The following is an 18433-nucleotide window of genomic DNA, read 5'->3' as shown; positions in this document are numbered from 1 at the left end:
TAGGCGTAATAGTTTTGAACAACTCTTATCGCTTTGCCAGTTTTAGTGTTATCTCTTCTGCACAGATTATTCAGTACTTTGTACCAATGCCTCTGCTAAGCACTTCAACTGTTCCCCTTAAGATGGGGCATTGTGAGTTGCAAAAGCACCCTACTCCCTAATACACTGATGTTATCAGCTGAACTGTCCTAACGAATGGAGGAAACAACGATCCCTAAATGTCCAACCTCAAACAGTCACCCCCCTGACTGTTTGCTCGCTTTCTGACTTTCAGGCTCACACCTTCAACAGTCACTCCCCTGACTGTTGCTCGCTTTCTGGTTTTCAGGCTCACACCTTCAACAGTCACTCCCCTGGCTGTTGCTCGCTTTCTGGTTTTCAGGCTCACACCTTCAACAGTCACTCCCCTGACTGTTGAAGTCATCCGGAGGTGGACACGAAATAATTTGGAGACTATTTAAGCCCAACCCTCGACATTTGACAGGTGGGGAGACAGCAACTGCTAATCAAGAACCGATTGAGGAACCACTCTCTTTAAGAACATGTTATGTTTACTCTTGAAATCTGATTGATTTAGCGTTACAATAAACATATGATTATTTATCGTCTCTTCGCCTTAGCTTGGCTGTTTACCTTGCCAATATTAGCCCAACTGCTGGTTAAATTGTTCCGCCTGGAACGCTTCAAAATCAATCTAGCAGACCTCAGTCTGCCTTTCTACGCTTTTGCTATCTTCCAAGTCTCCAAACGTTTCTTCACTCATAGTTTCCTTCCGCACTACTTAGCTGCTATGGCCATTTTAGCCCTTGTTATTTGTACTGCCATGCTCAACAAACAAGAAACATTTTTGGTGAAACGATTTTTCAAACTTTTTTGGCGCATTGGCTTTTTTGTGACAGTTTTCTGCTATTTACTCACGATTATTCTTATCTTTTTCAAATAAAAACAAAACCGCCAGATAAACTGGCGGTTTACTATGTAATTAGAGCAGAGGATTTACCATTTTGATGATGATTGATTTGACAGTGATTATTTAAGACTGTATGACCACCATCAAGACGTTGCTGTCAGCTGATCAATAATGGCTTGCAAGTTCTCTCGTGACAGGGAACTAGTGATGATAAAATTATCATCTAGTTCTTCATAAGGATATTCTAGCAATCGATCCATCACATCTTGATAGGGGAACGTCCCAACCAAACGGTAATCCCAGTCACTCCTGTCCTCACTTTTATAGACAATCGACAAGGTCCAGTGGCTAAGTGGATGTCCCACCAGATGTGTCTCATTGTGACGTTCAACAAAGGGACGTCGTGGCAAAACAACCGCCAATTCCTCTCCGATAGAATAATTACCGTAAATCGTCTGTTGATCGTTAGTCAGATGGAAGGTCTGTTCATGGATATGAGCTTCTGGGTATTGCGCCGCTAAAACAACTTCTTCATAAGTTGAGAGTATTGGCTTACCCATATAGATTAATCGCTCTGCCATTTTCCGACCAATCACTAAAGGACGTTTCAAGTAATAGAGCACCTGCTCCTCCTGTCGAGCGACCTGACATAAGCCTATCAAGTTACCTTCTAAAATAGGAGTGTACGGAAAGTCTTCGATGTTCTCACTGGAAAACTTTTGCCCGTCATCAGTGATGATTGGTTTTTTTAGATGTTGTGACAAGCGTTTAATGTAGGCCAGTGCCAACTCCCAATCAGCAGGCAAGGCAAAGTGATCAACATAGACCTTATAAGCTTGTTCTTTTTGATCATAGTGCAATCGATGACCTGAGGCAGACTTGCCAGGAATCCCTAACCATAGCCCACCAGCGTTAACCAAAGTATCTGCCAAAAACGCAGAGCGGTTAAAACCCTCTTGGTAGTCGTCATAAGAGTACTGCGCTAAGTTCGGTAGGAGCTCCAAGCATTCCTGAACCGTTAAAACAGGCAGAGGAGTAAAAAACTTTTTGGCATTTTTTATGGTAAATATTGGCATGACTCTTACCTTTCCAAGTTTTTTAAGAAGCTGTCAGCTCCGTCTCCTGACTGATTACCTGACCCGTTGTCGCATCAATGGTGTAGCTGTACTCCATACCATTGTAATCAAAATCAACATCAAAGACAACGGCCATCCCTTCTGTATCTTGGGTAACAGTCAAGTTAGTCACCTCTTGTTCGGTTAAACCTGCATCCTGCAACGCAGTTTCTTTAGCTTGCTCAGGCGTTAATTCAGTAGCTACAGTTGCATCTGCAGGCTCATTTTCTCTTTCTAAGATACTGCCATCGCTCGCTTTAACTGTGTAACTATAATCTCTATTGCCTGAAACAAAGGCAATCTCATAAACCTTTTGCCCCAGCTCCAAATCTTCTCTAATTGTCAGATTGCTGACATCTCCTTCTTTTACCATTGCAGCATCAAATGCAATCAATTTAGCTTGATCTTGACTAATCTGAGCAGTGCTTGATACCTGAGACGAAGAGCTAGCAGATGAAGATGACATTGTATTTGTTGTTGATGGTTGGTTGTTAGTACAAGCAGCAAGAGTAAGGAACGATGTCCCTAATACTACTAACGTTTGAATTTTTCTCATGGTTTTTATTCCTTTCCCTACCATCCATTTTATACTATTTGGCTTAAAAAGGCGATAAAAAGGTTTCTGATTGTCAAGCACTTTTACTCACGCCTTGTTTTTTGGTATAATGGATAGATAGAAAAGGAGTACTTATGACTGACTTATTCACTAAGATTAAAACCGTAACCGAACTTAAAGGCACATCTGGCTTTGAACAGGATATTCGTCACTTTATTCGTGAGGCGATAACCCCCAACGTTGACCGCATTGAAACAGACGGTCTAGGTGGTATTTTCGGCCTCAGAGAGAGCAAGCTTGAAAATGCTCCTCGTGTCTTGGTCGCTGGCCATATGGACGAGGTTGGCTTCATGATTAGTAGCATCAAACCCGATGGTACCTTCCGCGTCGTGGAGCTAGGTGGCTGGAGTCCGCTCGTGGTCTCAGCTCAGCGCTTCACCCTCCATACCCGCGACGGTCGTACCTATCCCATTATCTCAGGTTCTGTACCGCCTCATCTGACACGGGGCAATGGCGGAGCTTCTCTGCCTGCGGTCGGTGACATCATTTTTGATGCAGGATTTACAGATAAAGCCGAGGCAGAGCACTTTGGCGTTCGTCCAGGTGATGTCATCGTTCCTGATAGCGAGACCATCTTGACTGCCAATGGCAAACAAATCATTTCAAAAGCCTGGGACAATCGCTACGGTGTCCTAATGGTCACTGAGCTTCTTGACAGTCTCAAGGATACCCCACTACCAAACACCCTTATCGCAGGAGCTAATGTCCAAGAAGAGGTCGGCCTACGTGGTGCCCATGTCTCAACCACTAAGTTTAACCCAGATATTTTCCTAGCAGTGGACTGCTCACCTGCTGGAGACGTTTACGGTGACCAAGGCAAGATTGGCGATGGTACCTTAATTCGCTTTTATGACCCTGGACATATCATGCTCCCAGCTATGAAGGATTTCCTCTTAGACACCGCTGAACGCCATGGCATCAAGTACCAATATTACTGTGGCAAGGGCGGTACAGATGCAGGGGCTGCGCATCTGAAAAACGGCGGTGTCCCTTCAACAACGATCGGCGTTTGCGCCAGGTACATCCATTCCCATCAGACTCTCTATGCCCTTGATGATTTCCTAGAAGCCCAAAACTTCCTCCAAGCCCTGGTCAAAACCCTTGACCGCTCAACAGTAGATACGATTATTGGAAATTATTGAGTAACATCCTGCTAAGATGTCATCTATATAATCCAACATACAAAAGAAGAGCCTAGGACAGAAAAGTCCCAGCCTCTTTTCTTTTGTTATTTTAAACCGTCACATACTCTTTTTGCAGTTCAAGCACTTCTTCTGCTGTTGAACATTCGTTCAAGGCACGGTGAGCATACTCTTCCATCTTCTTGGTATCAAGAGTTTTCATCAAGCTACGTGTCCGAAGGACAGAAGTCGCTGACATGGAGAACTCATCCAAGCCCATACCAACCAGAAGCGGTACAGCTTGCTGATCACCCGCCATCTCACCACACATACCAGCCCACTTGCCTTCAGCGTGCGCTGCTTTGATCACATTGTTGATCAAACGCAAGATAGATGGGTTGTAAGGTTGGTAGAGGTAAGAAACCTGCTCATTCATACGGTCAGCTGCCATGGTGTACTGGATCAAGTCGTTAGTACCGATGGAGAAGAAGTCCACTTCCTTGGCAAACTGGTCCGCCAACATAGCTGCTGCAGGGATTTCAATCATGATACCGACTTGGATATCGTCTGCTACTGCAACGCCTTCTGCGTGCAACTTCGCCTTTTCTTCATCAAAGACTTTCTTCGCTGCACGGAACTCGCTCAAGAGCGCCACCATTGGGAACATGATGCGAAGTTGTCCGTGTACAGACGCACGAAGAAGCGCACGGATTTGTGTACGGAACATGGCATCGCCTGTTTCAGAGATAGAGATACGAAGGGCGCGGAATCCAAGGAATGGGTTCATCTCATGTGGCATGTCAAAGTATGGCAACTCCTTGTCACCACCGATGTCCATGGTCCGAACCACAACTGGCTTACCGTTCATGCCTTCAAGCACTGCCTTATAGGCTTCGTATTGCTCGTCTTCTGTCGGGAAGTCTTGTGAATCCATGTAAAGGAACTCGGTACGGTAGAGACCAACAGCCTCAGCACCGTTGTCATTTACCCCTTCAACGTCTTTTGGTGTACCGATATTAGCTGCAAGCTCAAAGTGCTTACCGTCAGCAGTCACCGTTTGAGCATCTTTCAAGAGTGCCCACTCTGCTTTTTGCTTAGCGTAAGCTTCGCCAGCTGCTTTGAATTCAGCAATCACATCATCAGATGGGTTGATAACAACCTCACCTGTAATACCATTAACCGCCAAGACATCACCATTTTTCACGATTTCAGTGATGTTGTTGGTTCCAAGAACAGCTGCAATCTCAAGGGTACGTGCCATGATGGCAGAGTGTGACGTCCGTCCACCGATATTGGTGACGAACGCCTTGACAAAATTCTTATCCAACTGAGCTGTATCAGACGGAGTCAAGTCATGGGCAATCACAATAGACTCTTCTGAAATAGTCGCCGGGTTTGGCAAACTCACCCCAAGCAAGTTAGCCAAGACACGTTTAGCCACGTCACGAATATCTGCTGCACGCTCCTGCATATATGGGTTGTCGTCCATGCTCTCAAAGATATTGACAAACATGTCCGTCACTTCTTTAAGACCAGCTTCTGCATTAACTTGCTTAGCACGAATCGTTTCTTTAATCTGACCAACCATTTCTGGGTCTGCAAGAACCATCAAATGCGCATCAAAAACTGCTGCTGCTTCTTCACCAAGGGTATCTACTGCCTTGTTACGGATAGCAGAAAGCTCGTCTTGTGACTTGGCAAGCGCCGCATCGAGACGAGCCTCTTCTGCACCTGTGTTCTCAACTGTAATAGTCTCAAAAGACAGGTCCGGTTGAACAAGTAGATAGGCCTTAGCAACTGCAACGCCATCAGACGCTGCGATTCCTTTCAGCTTATCTGTCATGTTTAGATCAACCCTTCTTTTGTCATTGTTTCCTCGATGGCAACGATAGCATCGTCAGCATCAGCACCTTCTGTTGAGATGGTCACATCAGCACCTTGACCAACACCAAGGCTCATCACGCCCATGATTGATTTCAAGTTAACAGATTTGCCTTTGTACTCAAGGGTGATGTCAGAAGCAAACTTGCTAGCTGTTTGCACAAGCAAAGTAGCTGGACGTGCGTGAATACCTGTTTCAGCAACGATGTGGAAATCTTTAGAAGCCATAATGGTTCTCCTTTATGTATTGTTGTTTTTTGGGTAATCAAGATGATAACCCTTACAAGTTAAGATTATACCATACTCTCCATTTATTTTCAAGATAAAAAATAGGTTTATGGAAAGTTTTGGAAATCCCTTACGGTGATTTTCATCTGCCAAAGACCAGATCTTTAAGGCTTATTTATAAAACTCTCTGGTCATCTTGATGTTTTTAATCATGATGTAAAGGTGAATGGTTGCTAAAACAACGAAACCCATCAAGGTACTCTGCTTGGTCAACTGAGCGAGGAAAAATAGCACAATATAAAGTGTAGGAATAACGACATTAGACAAGCCCATAATGGTTTCAAAGGCCATCTTGTAGTTAGCTTGCAACTCGGCCTCATCCTGCCGCATGACGTTGTTTTTCAACTCCTTTAGCGTTGGTAGCAAGGGCATGTCAAGCCCTCGCAAGTCATTGTACAATTTCAACTGATACATCTGCAAGCTACTCGCAATCACCAACCCTAAAAGTCCAAAAATAGGAATCACTAAGCTAGCACTATCGTCAAAAACAGTTACCTGATAGCCCAAAAACATCAGCAAAAAGGCAAAAATTATTGATACACCAGTTGCCACCATCGCATAGCCATGACAACGATTAACCTGACGATAAAGGTACTCATCAACCTCCTCTTCACTGACTTCTAGATATTGCTTAACCCCATGCTTAACTCGGATCGTTAAGTAACCGCTAAGCACCAGACCTAAACCTAAGCCCAAATATCCAAACAGGTGAGCTAAATCTTGTAGCAAGGTCTCACTAACAACCACGGATTTTTCAAGTAATCCAAAATACCCAACTAAAAATCCAACCGGTCCTCCGATAAGAGCACCAACTCCTAACTGCTTCACTAAACGCTTGATTGTGTCTTTATTCACGATGTTCTCTCCTTATCTACTTTTCTTCCATCATCGCCAGTGTCCCACTATATAAGATGACGGTAAATATATCTATCGAAATGCCTGATGACATCTTGGTCGCATCTGTCAATATGACGATTAAAAGTCCTAAAATAGCGGGTAGTGCCAAGAGCCAACCCACCCAAGGCTTCGTTTTTTGGAGCTGATACAACTCACCCTTTTTCAAGTGAATAAGACCCACAAAGAGGTAAAACAGCCAGTTAAGATCAACAACTTGTTGACCTGATTGGAAAAAGCTGATAACAACCATCAGGATTGATAGCACTAAGAATATCAGCCCAAGGCTCTGGTAGACGATTTTAGTTGTCGATGTTTTCGTTGTCATTTACTCTCTCCTTCTGCGAGGGAAAAGACCTGCTCAACAGGCTCTTTGAAAATCTTGGCGATTTTCAGGGCAATAAGAATGGAGGGCAGGTATTCGCCACGTTCAATCAGACTGACTGTCTGACGAGAAATCTGTGCTAATTTAGCCAACTCCGTCTGATTTAGACTGTCTCTGGCACGCAGCTCTTTGAGACGATTTTTTACAGTATCCATCTTAACCTCCTGCCATCGTCATCATCACGACAAATCCTATCAGGTTGTTAAGCGCATGGACCCCGATAGCGACATCCAATCGTTCAGTGTAGCGATAAACCAGCCCAAGCGCCAGCCCCATGCCACCATACATGACCCAGCTCCCTAAGTCTGATGGGCTATGCAAGAATCCAAAGACAAAACTGCTGATTAACAGCCCCCAAATGGAGCGAGGATTAAATAGTTTTCCCATCACCAGACCTCGCATCACAAACTCCTCAATCACTGGCGCCAAAACGACTGAAAAAGCAAACAGGAGATAGGGAGGCATGCCAGCATCCATAATGGCCTGCTGGTTATTAGGCATGTAACCTGGACCATGTTCAATCATAAGAAGCATGGCTCCTAAAATTTTGAAAAAATAAACTGCAAATAACCCCAGCCCCATCGCCAATAAATATTGCCACCAGACCAGTGTAACACTTCCTTTGAGCAGCTTACCACGCCAGATCACGTAAGCCGTAACCAGTGCCAACAGCACACATAAAACTGCAACAAGCCAATCCTCTGAAGAACCAATCCGGGCTATCAGCTGAAGATCTGCCATAAACAGAAGAGCACCGAGCAAGAGAACTTGCCATTTTTCCAGTGTTTTTTTCATCATATTTTCCTTTCACTAATTAGAGATGCCTTAACATAAACAATCATAGTCACTACTATTCCTTCTCCTTGTCCGCTAATAGCAGAGCTATGACTGATAGCAAGGGACTGATAAAGAGAAGACTATCGAACCACCAACTAATCTCACCACCGACATCAGACAGCCCCACCGTTATACCGCATAAAAATCCTATAATGGTTATCATACCAACAATGAGAACTGCCTTTATTGTTGAAACTGACCTTTTCATGACATTCCCCTTTCCTTCACTAATCTTGCTAGGTTCTTACTTATCTGGTGAGAATTAAGACCCAAACCCCTGATGATAACTAATCCAACAAGTGTCATCACGACTGCTAGTAAACTCTCTAAGAGACCGTATAAAACAAGACCCAGAGCAATACCGATAAAAATTGATTAGCTTTTCCTCTCATGTTAACCTCCTCTAATCGATTTATTTTATTTAACAAATTCATTGTAACACATCATTTTATTTTTGACAACTATTTTTGTCAAAAAAATAATTTTTATTGTCATTTTAGATATGATTATCGTCAAGAGATTAAATCATTGTAGAACAACACTTCTCCCTTCTATTCGTTGTTCAATGATAAAAAGACAGGAACGAGAAGTTCCTGCCCTAGAAATAACTTTTTTAGACGATTAGCCTTTTCTTCCAAAGAAGTAAGCTGCAACAATTGTAACAAGAGCCGCACCGATAATTGATGGGACGATTGCCATGCCAGCAGCAGTTGGTCCCCACACACCAAAAAGTGCCTGACCAACGTAAGAACCGACAATACCAGCAACGATGTTAGCAATCCAACCTGAAGGTCCTTTTTTAGTGATTGCACCACCGATTGCCCCGATGATTGCTCCGACGATAAGGGTCCAAATGAATTCCATAATATTATTTCCTTTCTCTTTCTTAACTCTTAAACATTAGTTTACACGAGCTTCTGTCGCGTCACTGATTGTTTCTTTGGCGGTATCGATACCATTTGAGAAGGCCACACGAGCTTTCCCTGCTTGTTCAGATGCAAAGTCACTTGCTGACTGTGCCGCATATTCAACCCTGTCTTGTACGGTGATTGAATCGGCAACGTGTTCGGCACGTGTCTTAACATCAACAACGTTAACATTAAGCTCAACCAAGACTAACTTGGTCATCCGTTCCACTTCACGGCTAACAACTTCCTTGATTTGTTCCGCGATGGCAGGAATGTCTTTTTGGTACTCAACAATAATGTCAAGGTCAACCGCAACTTCTTTTGTACCAACTTCAACATTGACACCATCAGTGACCTTTTCAGCGTTGAAGGTCTTGTTTTTTAAGTCAGTGAAGAAGCCTCCACTAACAGCCAACAAGCCATCAACGGTTTCTAAAGCATGACCGACGATTTTCTCAATCACCTTGTTTTCATAGGTCAAACTTGTTTTAATTGGTTTTACTAGAGTAGTTTCTGCTGGTTTATTTGCTTGATTTGTCATCTATTTCTCCTTTGTTTGTCTTTATTTTAGGAGGCTATCAATAGCCCCTTTAACAGTTGCTTTGGCATCTTCGATACCTTCCTTGATTTTTCCACCAAGTTTTTCAGCCGTTCCTTCAGCCTCTAACTGTTTGTCTCCTGTGACTTTACCAGCAGCCTCTTTAATACCGCCTGCAACTTGGTCTAGTTTTGCGTCAAATTTTTCTTGTGTCATGATGATAAACCTCTCTATTTTTATTAAACCACACGTGGTTCTGTGTTCTCTTTGATTGTAGTTACTGTGCCAGATACAGCTGACTTGACATGGTCAGCTTGTTTGCTCGCAAATTCTCCGGTTGTACTTGCGGCATTCTCTAGACGATCTTGAACAGTAATGGAATCAGCTTCGTGCTGGGCTCTTGTCTTAATGTCAACAACGGTCACATTGACCTCAACCACCTCAAGGTCGGTCATTTTGCTAACTTCTTCGACAATAACACGCTTGATGTTTTCAAAAATTGTCCCAACATGTTTTTGGTATTCAACAATCACCTTCAAATCAACAGCGACTTGCTTCGTCCCAACTTCAACATTGATGCCATCTGTGACATTATCGGTCGATACAACCTTATTTTTCAAGTTAGAAAAGAAGCCACCATCAACAGCCAAGAGACCATCAATATGCTCTAGGGCATAGCCAACAATTTTTTCGATAACCTTATTTTCATAGGTCAAGGCACCAGTTACAGCAACTGGAGTCACTGGGGTTACTGTAGTTGTCATCCATCTATCTCCTTTTTACAATTTGTTTCTTAATTTAATAAGGTATTTTTCTAAAATACCGGTGTCTTTGAACTGATGACCAATGATTGCACCGAGTGCTACAATGATCACTAACAAGAGGGTTTTGAAGAATCCAAAACTGAGGATAATCAGCATCAGCAAGAGTGCTATGATAGCTCCTGCGATTGCATATTTGTACTCACGAATAAAATCCATACAACCTCCTTAAATGACACGACTCTGTTTGCTTGAGCCTGTTTTGTCGACTTGTTTAACGACGACCACTAGGTCAATCGGCTGTTCCACACCGACAAATTCACGCAAGGTCCGCTCAATATCTGATTTTAAGTGATTAGTGCGATTGACAACATCATATTTTGGAACGACATCACCAGTCACTTTTACTTTAAAACGACGCTTGTAGAGCTTGGTCTTAATGGTTGGGGTTTTCATCAGACCATGTTCTTGGACAACAGATTTAACCAGACCATCAATAGCTGATTTGCTAAGCACTAACTGCCCATCCTTTTTAGCTAAAGGTAATTCTGTTTGCAAGCGTGGGAAGAAAATAATCACTAAAATACCGATAAAAACGGCGACAATAAGGGCTAAAGCAACCCAAAAAGTGTAGGTAGCAATGAGGTGCCTAAAAGGGAACTGAATGCCCGATAAATCCCTCAAAGCTAGCAACTGCGGTGGCACATTGGCATCAAGGGCACTGGTTACCAGCAAGGGTAACAAGAGTGTCAGTAAGACAATGCCCGTCACAATGCTTATTAGTTTAGTCAGTTTTGACATTTCTCCTCCTATATCTTTGTGTAACGACTGCTATCTATAACCGATTGGCAGAACGTCCGATAATGTTACTAGAGAATCCAGCAATGAACACACTCTATGGAGTTACCAGTTTTCTAAAAACATTTGATGACGGTCTTAATGATTTATCCGTTCATTTTGATAAATCAAAGTGACCACACAAAGTTGTATACCCCTATACATCTTTATGTTGTCAGTTTATCATAAATGAAATGAAATTGCAAGCGTTTTTTATCACTTTTTCACAAAAAAATTTCCCTTGCCTGAAAACAAGGGAAAAATAGAGCTATTAGTCATTGTCATCTTCTACTTATAGCAATCACGTTCTTAGCATTAGTCTTGGTTGAAAAAGGCATCGACTCTAGCTAAAACCTGGTCATCACCAACCACATAGAGAATATCCTCAGCCTGAATCGTTTCATAAGGCCCAGGCGATAAGATGAGGTTCTCCTCATGCTGAATCGCAATAATGGTCGCTCCTGTCTGATGCCAGAGATTAAGATCTGCCAGACTTTGTCCAAGCTTACTCGTTCCTGTAACTGTTAGTTCATAAGGACGAAACGGATAGTGTTTTTTTGCCAATGAAGCCTGATTCATAAAGGCATGAATCATCTGTTTCATACTATCCATGGCCTTTTTCTGGTAATTGATGGTTGCAATTATATCTTTGGACAGCGTCTTGATATTATTTTCTGAGTCAAATTGAGTGATAAATTCCTCAGCCTTTTCCTTAGAAATAATTTTAGAACCACTACCTTGGCGGACCTCCAAGATGCCTAGGTCAACCAAAACATTTATCGCTTTTCTAGCCGTTTCAGGAGAGACACCAAAGTTACTCGCAATGGTTGAGCGTGACTTGAGTTTTTCCCCAACTTGATACTTGCCATCAGCTATTCGTCCGGCAATTTCAAGAGCGACCTTTTGGTATTTTGAGGTCACAATGTTTTCAACTTTAGGCATAACTCCACGTCCTCCTCTTTACCTTTATAACCATTATAGCATACTTTCGATAAAAATGGTACCGCTTTACTTTACAAGGTTAGTCTTTCTGACATAGCAGAACTGGCTATGGCTAAGTTGACTAGGCATAAAGTGACCACTTCCTGTCCTAATCACTAGGCAACTTTTTCTGTTTGAATAGACAAATTTTTAATCGCGACCAAGAAAATGCGCCACAACAATAGTGACTAAAGCTGCTCCGATAATAGAAGGCACCAGCGCCATTCCAGCCAAAGATGGTCCCCAGTCACCCAATAAGGCATGACCAACATAAGAGCCTGCGATACCTGCTAAAATGTTAGCAAGGCAACCCTGACCTCCTTTCTTTGTCAAGGCTCCGCCAATAGAGCCAATCAAGGCACCGACAATCAGTTTCCAAATCATATCTTCTTTCTCCTATTCTGCAATTCGTGCATACATGTGCGGTCTGCGGTCACGGAAGAGCCCCCAGTCCAGACGCTCACGGCGCCCCTTGTCCAAGTCATAGGTCGCTAAGAGAACCGTCTCGCTAGTCTTATCGGCTTCTTGGAGCAGGTCGCCTGTCTCATCGGTCAAAAAGGAAGTGCCGTAGAAATTAAGCTGGGAGCTCTGTCCGCCGTTGGCCTCCTGGGGGAAGACTTCCTCCAGACCGACGCGGTTGGCAGCGATGACTGGCATGATATTGGCTGCGGCGTGTCCCTGCATGGCGCGCTTCCAGTGTCCTGTGCTATCTGTTCCTAAAATAGGCTCAGAGCCAATAGCCGTCGGGTAAAAGAGGAGTTCTGCCCCATTCAAGGCCAAGCAACGAGCTGTTTCTGGGAACCACTGATCCCAACAAATGCCGATGCCAATCTTGGCGTATTTGGTCTCCCAGACCTTGAAGCCTGTGTTACCTGGCGTGAAGTAAAATTTCTCTTGGTAGTAGTGGTCATCTGGGATATGGGTCTTGCGGTAAACCCCCAGAACCTCACCATCAGCATCAATGACACCGATGGAGTTATAAAGGGAATTGCCATCTTTTTCATAGAAACTGATAGGCAAAACCACACCCAACTCACGAGCAATAGGCTTGAAATGCTGAATGGCATCATTGTCCTCAACGGACTTGGCATAATCATAAAAATCATACTGGCGCTCTTGACAGAAATACGGGCGCTCAAAGAGCTCTGGCAAGAGGATAATCTGGGCGCCTTGGCTAGCAGCCTGACGCACCAGACGCTCGGCGGTGGCTAGGTTAGCTGCTACCGCTTCTTGGCACTGCATCTGAATGGCAGCAACGGTTACGTTTCTCATGGGTGTCCTTCTCTCTAATCACGGTCGGCGAAAACCTGTGCCAACCACTCTAAATCTATTATTGTCATAAAAGCTGTCTGCTTGGGAAATTAGCTCTAATCTCGTTGTTGGATAAGCTGCTTGCAACTCATCAAGTAAAAGACTGCCGTAACCCTTACCCCGATAAGTTTCAGACACGAGGCATTCACAAACAAAGGTTGTGACCAGCTGATTGGTCAAATAACGAACAAAACCAATCACGGTCTCATCGGCAACAAGCACCAGATAGGCGGAATGAGTCATCAGTTGATTGACCTTATCATTAAAAGTCAACCAGCCCTCTTGCTGGTACAATGCTGAAAGGGCTACTGCATCAGCAGGTTCTCCAGGTCTCACCCTAATCATCGGCACCTCCACCAGCAGGAATCTGCTGGGTCAGGCAGTGGATGTTGCCACCACCGAGGAGCAGGCTTCTGGCAGGAATTGGTCGGATGGTTCGTGTAGGAAATAGCTGAGCTAATAAGTCGATAGCCAACTGGTCGTGAGGATCATCAAAAACAGGCAGAAAAATGGACTGGTTGCTGATGTAGAAATTAACATAACTGGCTGCCAGTCGCTCCCCTGCCGTTCGCTCCTGCTCGCCTTCCTCGTAGACATAACCTGCTAGGTCCTCTTCTTTGACACAGACCGTTTCCTTGGGAATAAGGAGCTTGTGCACAGTGAATGGTCTGCCCTTGGCATCGGTCACGGTTTGAAGGTAGTCCCAGTTGGCTTTGGACAGGGGGTACTGAGGGTCAGTCTCATCATCTGTCCAGGCCAGCACCAGCTCTGCTGGTCCGACAAAGGCACAGATGTTGTCAACATGCTCATTGGTCTCATCGTTGTAAATGCCGTTAGGCAACCAGATGACCTTATCCGCACCTAGATAAGTCAGAAGCTGTTGTTCGATTTGCTCTTTTGTTAGGTGAGGGTTTCGTCCTGGGCTGAGTAAGCAGCTCTCGGTAACAAGAATCGTTCCCTCACCGTCGCTATGAATCGCACCACCTTCAAGGACGAAGGGCTTGGCGGAGTAGACAGGCAGACCCAGAGCGTCCGCAAAACGACTGGCCATCAAGTCATCGTCCGCATAGTCCTGATAAAGCCCGTCAACGGCCCCACCCCAAGCGTTGAAGCTCCAGTCGACAGCCAGTAAATCTGCTCGGCCATTGACCAAAACCGTCGGCCCTGTGTCCCGAGCCCAAGCGTCGTTGGTCGGCAGATCCAAATAGGTCACGGCATCGCCCAAGGCAGCTCTGGCCTCAGGCAGGTGCTGGGCGTCCACTAGCAGGTAGACGGTCTCCTCGGTCGCCAGCTGACGGATAATCTGGGTAAAGGTCGCCTTGGCAGCATGACCATCGTAAGGCCAGGAGCCAGGGCGGATGGGCCAAATCATGAGCGTCCCTTGGTGGGGCTCATACTCGGCAGGCATACGATAGCCTAGGGTTTTAGGTGTGGTCATGGGGCCTCCTTAGTTAAGAATGTAATTGAATACTGAACTGGTAGTCAGGGAAGGCTTGCAGTTGTTGATTAACCCTGCCTAAAAAGTCCAGTCCTTCTTGTGGCACCGTTTCTTTGGCATAAACCAACAAGCTAATCGCCTGAATAGCATGATCAGGATAAGTTTCTTTGAATTGGCCTGATGCTACAAAAGACAGGTAGGCATTGATTTTTTCCTGCAAGAGCTCCAAATGCCAGAGAACATCATCCCAAGGCAGATGGTCAGCAATCATCAACAGGAGCTCTGTAGAGTTATCGTCAGCAATGCCCATGCCGTCAATCTTGTCATGTTCGTCGACTGTCATGATTGGCTCCTATTTCTACCCCAACCGCATCTTAAAGTCTTCATAGCCAAAGGCTTTGACCAGCTGGCAGTCGCCATCCTTGTCCATGGTGTAGAGACTAGGCAGACCGATGCCGTTGAAGGTATTGTTCTTGACAAAAGAATAGATGGCCATGTCCTCAAAGTAGAGACGGTCGCCGATGGCGACAGGCGCGTCAAAGGAGTAATCTCCAATGATGTCCCCTGTCAAGCAGGTGTTGGAAGACAAGCGGTAGGTGTGGGCTTTCTCATCAGGCAGATAGCCGTTACGAAGGGGCGGTCGGTAGGGCATTTCCAGCACATCAGGCATGTGACAGGTGGCAGAGGCGTCCAGCACCAAGGTCTCGATGCCGTTTTCCACAATGTCCAGCACCTCTGTCGCCAGATAGCCCGCCTGAAGCGCCACCGCTTCACCAGGTTCTAAATACACCTCGACACCATAGGTCTCCTGAATGTGGCGAATGCAGGACTTGAGCAGGTCAAGATCGTAGTCTTCACGGGTGATGTGGTGACCACCACCAAAGTTCACCCATTTGACCTGATGGAGGTAAGCACCGAACTTAGCCTCCACCGCCTGCAAGGTCGTTGCCAGATCATCCGAATTTTGCTCGCAAAGGGTATGGAAATGCAGCCCATCCACCAGCTCAATCAGGTCAGGGCTGAACTTGTCCAGCGTCACCCCAAAGCGAGAGCCAAAGGCACAGGGATCGTAAAGGGCCTGCTCATCTTGGGTCGAGCACTCTGGGTTAATCCGAAGCCCGATGGAAACCCCAGCCGCACGCGCCTTAGCGTGGTGCTTGCGCAGTTGCCGCTCCGAGTTAAAGACGATATGATCAGACACCGACAGCACCTCGTCAATCTCGCTGTCCTTAAAGGCAGGAGCAAAAACATGCACCTCACCAGCGAACTCCTCGCGCCCCAAGCGCGCCTCATAGAGCCCACTGGCCGTCGTCCCCGCCAGATACTGAGCAAGCAGGGGGTAGGTGGCATAGAGCGAGTAGGCCTTCTGCGCCAGCAGGATTTTACAGCCCGTCTCCTCTTGGATTTGGAACAATAGCAGAGCATTGGCTTCGAGTTTTTTCAGGTCAACGATATAGGCAGGGGTTGGAACGTGTTCTAGTTTCATCAGTCCACAACCTTCGGATTTTCAACGACCACCCACGGCAGACCATACTGGTTGAGCAAGTCCATAAATGGGTCTGGATCCAATTGCTCCAGGTTAAAGACCCCAGGCTGCTGCCAAGTCCCGTCCATAACCAGCTTGGTACCAATCATAGCTGGGACACCAGTCGTGTAAGAGATGGCCTGAGAGCCGACTTCACGGTAGCATTCTTGGTGGTCACAGACATTGTAGATGTAGATGGTCTTCTCCACCCCGTCCTTGATACCTGTGAAAATACAGCCGATGTTGGTCTTCCCAACTGTCCGAGGACCAAGGCTGGCTGGGTCAGGCAGGAGAGCCTTGAGGAACTGGATAGGCACAATCTCCTGACCGTTGAAATTGATGGTATCGGTGCGAAGCAGGCCAACATTTTCCAAACACTTCATGTGGGTCAGGTAAGACTGCCCAAAGGTCATAAAGAAGCGAATGCGTTTGACATTTGGGATAAAGCGCGCCAGTGACTCGATTTCCTCGTGGTGGAGCAGGTACATGTCCTTGAGCCCAACTTCTGGGAAGTCGTATTCACGCTTGATGGACATGGCTTCCACTTCCACCCACTTACCATCTTCCCAGTAGGAGCCTGGAGCTGACACTTCACGCAGGTTGATTTCAGGGTTAAAGTTGGTGGCAAATGGGTAACCGTGGTCACCGCCATTGCAGTCCAAGATGTCGATGTAGTGAATCTCATCAAAATAGTGCTTGAGGGCGTAGGCGGTAAACACGCTGGTCACCCCTGGGTCAAAGCCTGAACCGAGCAAGGCTGTCAGCCCTGCTTTTTCAAAACGCTCCTGATAAGCCCACTGCCAGGAGTAGTCAAAGTAGGCAGTGAAGCCTTCTTCCTCACAACGCTTCTCATAAATCGCCCGCCATTCCGGGTCTTCGGTGTTCTCCGCCTCGTAGTTAGCGGTGTCAATGTAGTGAACCCCTGTCGCCAAGCAGGCATCCATAATGGTCAAATCCTGATAAGGCAGGGCAACGTTGAGAACAGCCTTAGGCTGGTAGCTCTCAATCAGGGCAATCACCTCGTCCACCTTGTCGGCATCGAGACTAGCTGTCTCAATCTTAACGCTGGTCTTGCCCTCCAGTTTAGCCTTGAGGTCGTCACACTTGGACTTGGTGCGACTGGCAATCATAATCTCGGTAAAGGTGTCCTCAGCTTGACAGATTTTACTGATGGCCACTTGGGCAACGCCCCCACAACCAATAACTAACAAACGACTCATTTTTTATTCTCCTCTTCTTCTAAAATATCTTCCACATAGCGGGGCAACATAAAGGCGCCCACGTGCAGATTGGCAGTATAGTATTCGGTAAAAAGCTGGCGCGATTTCCAGCGCTCCTTGTCAAAATCATGGACAGGGTGATAGACCTTAGACGCAAAGCCAAAGAGCCAGTAACCCGCTGGACTAGTCGGGATATGGGCTTGGTAAACCCGACTGATGGGGAAGGACTGGGTCGCCTTGCGGTGCATGGAACGGCAGGCCGACTCGTCCTCGTCAAAAAACGGGCTCCCATGCTGGTAAATCATAATCCCGTCATCCTTAAGGGCGCGGAAGCTATTGCCATAAAACTCCTTGGTAAAGAGCCCTTCCGTGTGCCCAAAGGGATCGGTCGCGTCGTTGATGATGACGTCGTACTCATTCTCGCAGTTGCGCAAGAACCGTAGTCCATCCTGCAAGTAGACCGACACCCGTGGGTCATCCAGCCCCTTGGCATAGTCAGGAAAATACTCCCGACACACCTCAACCAGCATCTCGTCAGGTTCAACCACATCAATCTGTTCGATGTCAGGGTAAAGGCTAAGCACCTGAGCCACACCACCATCACCCCCACCTAAAATCAGGATTTTCTTGGGATTGGGGTGAACAGCCATGGGCACATGGGCCACCATTTCATTGTAAACAAAATCATCTGCATCCGAAAACAAAATCTTACCATTCAAGGTCAAAATCCGTCCGAAAGCAGGAGAATCCAACACCGCGATGTCCTGAAACTCGCTCTGACCAGCATAAAGCTGCTGACTCGTACGAATGGACAACTTCGCATCCGGCGTATGGATTTCAGAAAACCACATTTCCATAATAAGATAC

26 protein-coding genes are annotated in these 18433 nt (G+C 45.8%); 2 read left to right on the top strand and 24 right to left on the bottom strand.

From position 1 onward, the window contains the following. The first annotated feature begins 592 nt into the window (after positions 1–592). Complete coding sequence (locus A3GW_RS0102540; RefSeq protein ID WP_018367756.1) at positions 593–943, top strand: DUF3397 domain-containing protein; 351 nt, start codon at positions 593–595, stop codon at positions 941–943. Positions 944–1053: 110 nt separating this feature from the next. On the opposite strand, the gene A3GW_RS0102535 is transcribed toward A3GW_RS0102540, so the two are convergent. Both A3GW_RS0102535 and A3GW_RS0102530 read right to left on the bottom strand, forming a co-directional pair. Then, complete coding sequence (locus tag A3GW_RS0102535; protein WP_018367755.1) at positions 1054–1986, bottom strand: DUF4299 family protein; 933 nt, start codon at positions 1984–1986, stop codon at positions 1054–1056. A gap of 22 nt (positions 1987–2008) precedes the next feature. After that, a complete protein-coding gene (locus A3GW_RS0102530; protein WP_018367754.1) occupies positions 2009–2581 on the bottom strand; it encodes a PepSY domain-containing protein in 573 nt (190 codons plus the stop codon). A gap of 134 nt (positions 2582–2715) precedes the next feature. Here A3GW_RS0102530 and pepA point away from each other — a divergent pair, with 134 nt between their 5' ends. Beyond that, positions 2716–3783, top strand: coding sequence for a glutamyl aminopeptidase (gene pepA / locus A3GW_RS0102525; RefSeq protein WP_018367753.1), 1068 nt, complete (start codon positions 2716–2718; stop codon positions 3781–3783). 91 nt (positions 3784–3874) lie between these two features. On the opposite strand, the gene ptsP is transcribed toward pepA, so the two are convergent. From ptsP to speE, 22 genes are all read right to left on the bottom strand, one after another. Beyond that, positions 3875–5605 (bottom strand): phosphoenolpyruvate--protein phosphotransferase, encoded by a 1731-nt coding sequence (ptsP, locus tag A3GW_RS0102520; RefSeq protein WP_018367752.1) that lies wholly within the window; start codon positions 5603–5605, stop codon positions 3875–3877. Positions 5606–5607: 2 nt separating this feature from the next. Next, positions 5608–5871 carry a phosphocarrier protein HPr gene (locus A3GW_RS0102515; RefSeq protein ID WP_018367751.1) on the bottom strand — a complete coding sequence of 88 codons (264 nt, stop codon included), beginning with the start codon at positions 5869–5871 and terminating at the stop codon, positions 5608–5610. A gap of 171 nt (positions 5872–6042) precedes the next feature. Continuing rightward, positions 6043–6786: a DUF3169 family protein gene (locus A3GW_RS0102510; protein WP_018367750.1), complete on the bottom strand. Its 744-nt coding sequence runs from the start codon at positions 6784–6786 to the stop codon at positions 6043–6045. A 16-nt stretch (positions 6787–6802) separates the two neighbouring features. Continuing rightward, positions 6803–7153: a hypothetical protein gene (locus A3GW_RS0102505; protein WP_018367749.1), complete on the bottom strand. Its 351-nt coding sequence runs from the start codon at positions 7151–7153 to the stop codon at positions 6803–6805. Continuing rightward, the gene (locus A3GW_RS0102500) at positions 7150–7365 is read right to left on the bottom strand and encodes a helix-turn-helix transcriptional regulator (RefSeq protein WP_018367748.1); all 216 of its coding nucleotides are present in this window, start codon (positions 7363–7365) and stop codon (positions 7150–7152) included. Before A3GW_RS0102500 ends, A3GW_RS0102505 begins: the two co-directional genes overlap by 4 nt. Position 7366: 1 nt before the next feature. Further along, the gene (locus A3GW_RS0102495; protein ID WP_018367747.1) at positions 7367–8005 is read right to left on the bottom strand and encodes a CPBP family intramembrane glutamic endopeptidase; all 639 of its coding nucleotides are present in this window, start codon (positions 8003–8005) and stop codon (positions 7367–7369) included. 55 nt (positions 8006–8060) lie between these two features. Next, positions 8061–8255, bottom strand: a complete 195-nt coding sequence (locus tag A3GW_RS0102490; protein WP_018367746.1) for a hypothetical protein — start codon at positions 8253–8255, stop codon at positions 8061–8063. 413 nt (positions 8256–8668) lie between these two features. Beyond that, a complete protein-coding gene (locus A3GW_RS0102485; protein ID WP_018367745.1) occupies positions 8669–8911 on the bottom strand; it encodes a GlsB/YeaQ/YmgE family stress response membrane protein in 243 nt (80 codons plus the stop codon). Between the two features lie 36 nt (positions 8912–8947). Further along, positions 8948–9496, bottom strand: coding sequence for an Asp23/Gls24 family envelope stress response protein (locus A3GW_RS0102480; RefSeq protein ID WP_018367744.1), 549 nt, complete (start codon positions 9494–9496; stop codon positions 8948–8950). A gap of 21 nt (positions 9497–9517) precedes the next feature. After that, positions 9518–9709, bottom strand: a complete 192-nt coding sequence (locus tag A3GW_RS0102475; protein WP_018367743.1) for a CsbD family protein — start codon at positions 9707–9709, stop codon at positions 9518–9520. A 23-nt stretch (positions 9710–9732) separates the two neighbouring features. Beyond that, positions 9733–10257 (bottom strand): Asp23/Gls24 family envelope stress response protein, encoded by a 525-nt coding sequence (locus tag A3GW_RS0102470; RefSeq protein ID WP_018367742.1) that lies wholly within the window; start codon positions 10255–10257, stop codon positions 9733–9735. Positions 10258–10272: 15 nt separating this feature from the next. Next, positions 10273–10473 carry a DUF2273 domain-containing protein gene (locus tag A3GW_RS0102465; RefSeq protein ID WP_018367741.1) on the bottom strand — a complete coding sequence of 67 codons (201 nt, stop codon included), beginning with the start codon at positions 10471–10473 and terminating at the stop codon, positions 10273–10275. A gap of 9 nt (positions 10474–10482) precedes the next feature. Further along, positions 10483–11055, bottom strand: coding sequence for an alkaline shock response membrane anchor protein AmaP (gene amaP / locus A3GW_RS0102460; protein ID WP_018367740.1), 573 nt, complete (start codon positions 11053–11055; stop codon positions 10483–10485). A gap of 351 nt (positions 11056–11406) precedes the next feature. Continuing rightward, entirely contained in the window at positions 11407–12033 is a 627-nt protein-coding gene (locus A3GW_RS0102455; RefSeq protein WP_018367739.1) for a GntR family transcriptional regulator, read from the bottom strand. Positions 12034–12222: 189 nt separating this feature from the next. Beyond that, positions 12223–12456 (bottom strand): GlsB/YeaQ/YmgE family stress response membrane protein, encoded by a 234-nt coding sequence (locus A3GW_RS0102450; RefSeq protein ID WP_018367738.1) that lies wholly within the window; start codon positions 12454–12456, stop codon positions 12223–12225. A 12-nt stretch (positions 12457–12468) separates the two neighbouring features. Further along, positions 12469–13344, bottom strand: coding sequence for an N-carbamoylputrescine amidase (gene aguB / locus A3GW_RS0102445; protein ID WP_018367737.1), 876 nt, complete (start codon positions 13342–13344; stop codon positions 12469–12471). 18 nt (positions 13345–13362) lie between these two features. Further along, on the bottom strand, positions 13363–13728 hold the full coding sequence (locus A3GW_RS0102440) for a GNAT family N-acetyltransferase (RefSeq protein ID WP_018367736.1): 366 nt from the start codon (positions 13726–13728) through the stop codon (positions 13363–13365). Further along, complete coding sequence (gene aguA / locus A3GW_RS0102435; RefSeq protein WP_018367735.1) at positions 13721–14821, bottom strand: agmatine deiminase; 1101 nt, start codon at positions 14819–14821, stop codon at positions 13721–13723. Before aguA ends, A3GW_RS0102440 begins: the two co-directional genes overlap by 8 nt. Before the next feature lie 13 nt (positions 14822–14834). Next, the gene (locus A3GW_RS11200) at positions 14835–15164 is read right to left on the bottom strand and encodes a DUF6572 domain-containing protein (RefSeq protein ID WP_018367734.1); all 330 of its coding nucleotides are present in this window, start codon (positions 15162–15164) and stop codon (positions 14835–14837) included. Positions 15165–15179: 15 nt separating this feature from the next. After that, the gene (nspC, locus tag A3GW_RS0102425; RefSeq protein WP_018367733.1) at positions 15180–16307 is read right to left on the bottom strand and encodes a carboxynorspermidine decarboxylase; all 1128 of its coding nucleotides are present in this window, start codon (positions 16305–16307) and stop codon (positions 15180–15182) included. Further along, a complete protein-coding gene (locus A3GW_RS0102420; RefSeq protein ID WP_018367732.1) occupies positions 16307–17566 on the bottom strand; it encodes a saccharopine dehydrogenase family protein in 1260 nt (419 codons plus the stop codon). The genes nspC and A3GW_RS0102420 overlap by 1 nt, the downstream gene beginning before the upstream one ends. Further along, positions 17563–18423: a polyamine aminopropyltransferase gene (gene speE, locus A3GW_RS0102415; RefSeq protein ID WP_026216547.1), complete on the bottom strand. Its 861-nt coding sequence runs from the start codon at positions 18421–18423 to the stop codon at positions 17563–17565. Before speE ends, A3GW_RS0102420 begins: the two co-directional genes overlap by 4 nt. Between the last annotated feature and the right edge of the window lie 10 nt (positions 18424–18433).

Source organism: Streptococcus entericus DSM 14446 (assembly GCF_000380025.1).
In the GTDB taxonomy this organism is placed as follows: domain Bacteria; phylum Bacillota; class Bacilli; order Lactobacillales; family Streptococcaceae; genus Streptococcus; species Streptococcus entericus.
Note: the sequence above shows the minus strand (reverse complement) of the source record. Positions and strands in the feature narration are given on the sequence as shown.

Coding starts and splice junctions, on each gene's coding strand:
- A3GW_RS0102540 (WP_018367756.1), top strand. CDS start 593: ATGATTATTTATCGTCTCTTCGCCTTAGCTTGGCTGTTTACCTTGCCA.
- A3GW_RS0102535 (WP_018367755.1), bottom strand. CDS start 1,986: ATGCCAATATTTACCATAAAAAATGCCAAAAAGTTTTTTACTCCTCTG.
- A3GW_RS0102530 (WP_018367754.1), bottom strand. CDS start 2,581: ATGAGAAAAATTCAAACGTTAGTAGTATTAGGGACATCGTTCCTTACT.
- pepA (WP_018367753.1), top strand. CDS start 2,716: ATGACTGACTTATTCACTAAGATTAAAACCGTAACCGAACTTAAAGGC.
- ptsP (WP_018367752.1), bottom strand. CDS start 5,605: ATGACAGATAAGCTGAAAGGAATCGCAGCGTCTGATGGCGTTGCAGTT.
- A3GW_RS0102515 (WP_018367751.1), bottom strand. CDS start 5,871: ATGGCTTCTAAAGATTTCCACATCGTTGCTGAAACAGGTATTCACGCA.
- A3GW_RS0102505 (WP_018367749.1), bottom strand. CDS start 7,153: ATGACAACGAAAACATCGACAACTAAAATCGTCTACCAGAGCCTTGGG.
- A3GW_RS0102500 (WP_018367748.1), bottom strand. CDS start 7,365: ATGGATACTGTAAAAAATCGTCTCAAAGAGCTGCGTGCCAGAGACAGT.
- A3GW_RS0102495 (WP_018367747.1), bottom strand. CDS start 8,005: ATGAAAAAAACACTGGAAAAATGGCAAGTTCTCTTGCTCGGTGCTCTT.
- A3GW_RS0102490 (WP_018367746.1), bottom strand. CDS start 8,255: ATGAAAAGGTCAGTTTCAACAATAAAGGCAGTTCTCATTGTTGGTATG.
- A3GW_RS0102485 (WP_018367745.1), bottom strand. CDS start 8,911: ATGGAATTCATTTGGACCCTTATCGTCGGAGCAATCATCGGGGCAATC.
- A3GW_RS0102480 (WP_018367744.1), bottom strand. CDS start 9,496: ATGACAAATCAAGCAAATAAACCAGCAGAAACTACTCTAGTAAAACCA.
- A3GW_RS0102475 (WP_018367743.1), bottom strand. CDS start 9,709: ATGACACAAGAAAAATTTGACGCAAAACTAGACCAAGTTGCAGGCGGT.
- A3GW_RS0102470 (WP_018367742.1), bottom strand. CDS start 10,257: ATGACAACTACAGTAACCCCAGTGACTCCAGTTGCTGTAACTGGTGCC.
- A3GW_RS0102465 (WP_018367741.1), bottom strand. CDS start 10,473: ATGGATTTTATTCGTGAGTACAAATATGCAATCGCAGGAGCTATCATA.
- amaP (WP_018367740.1), bottom strand. CDS start 11,055: ATGTCAAAACTGACTAAACTAATAAGCATTGTGACGGGCATTGTCTTA.
- A3GW_RS0102455 (WP_018367739.1), bottom strand. CDS start 12,033: ATGCCTAAAGTTGAAAACATTGTGACCTCAAAATACCAAAAGGTCGCT.
- A3GW_RS0102450 (WP_018367738.1), bottom strand. CDS start 12,456: ATGATTTGGAAACTGATTGTCGGTGCCTTGATTGGCTCTATTGGCGGA.
- aguB (WP_018367737.1), bottom strand. CDS start 13,344: ATGAGAAACGTAACCGTTGCTGCCATTCAGATGCAGTGCCAAGAAGCG.
- A3GW_RS0102440 (WP_018367736.1), bottom strand. CDS start 13,728: ATGATTAGGGTGAGACCTGGAGAACCTGCTGATGCAGTAGCCCTTTCA.
- aguA (WP_018367735.1), bottom strand. CDS start 14,821: ATGACCACACCTAAAACCCTAGGCTATCGTATGCCTGCCGAGTATGAG.
- A3GW_RS11200 (WP_018367734.1), bottom strand. CDS start 15,164: ATGACAGTCGACGAACATGACAAGATTGACGGCATGGGCATTGCTGAC.
- nspC (WP_018367733.1), bottom strand. CDS start 16,307: ATGAAACTAGAACACGTTCCAACCCCTGCCTATATCGTTGACCTGAAA.
- A3GW_RS0102420 (WP_018367732.1), bottom strand. CDS start 17,566: ATGAGTCGTTTGTTAGTTATTGGTTGTGGGGGCGTTGCCCAAGTGGCC.
- speE (WP_026216547.1), bottom strand. CDS start 18,423: ATGGAAATGTGGTTTTCTGAAATCCATACGCCGGATGCGAAGTTGTCC.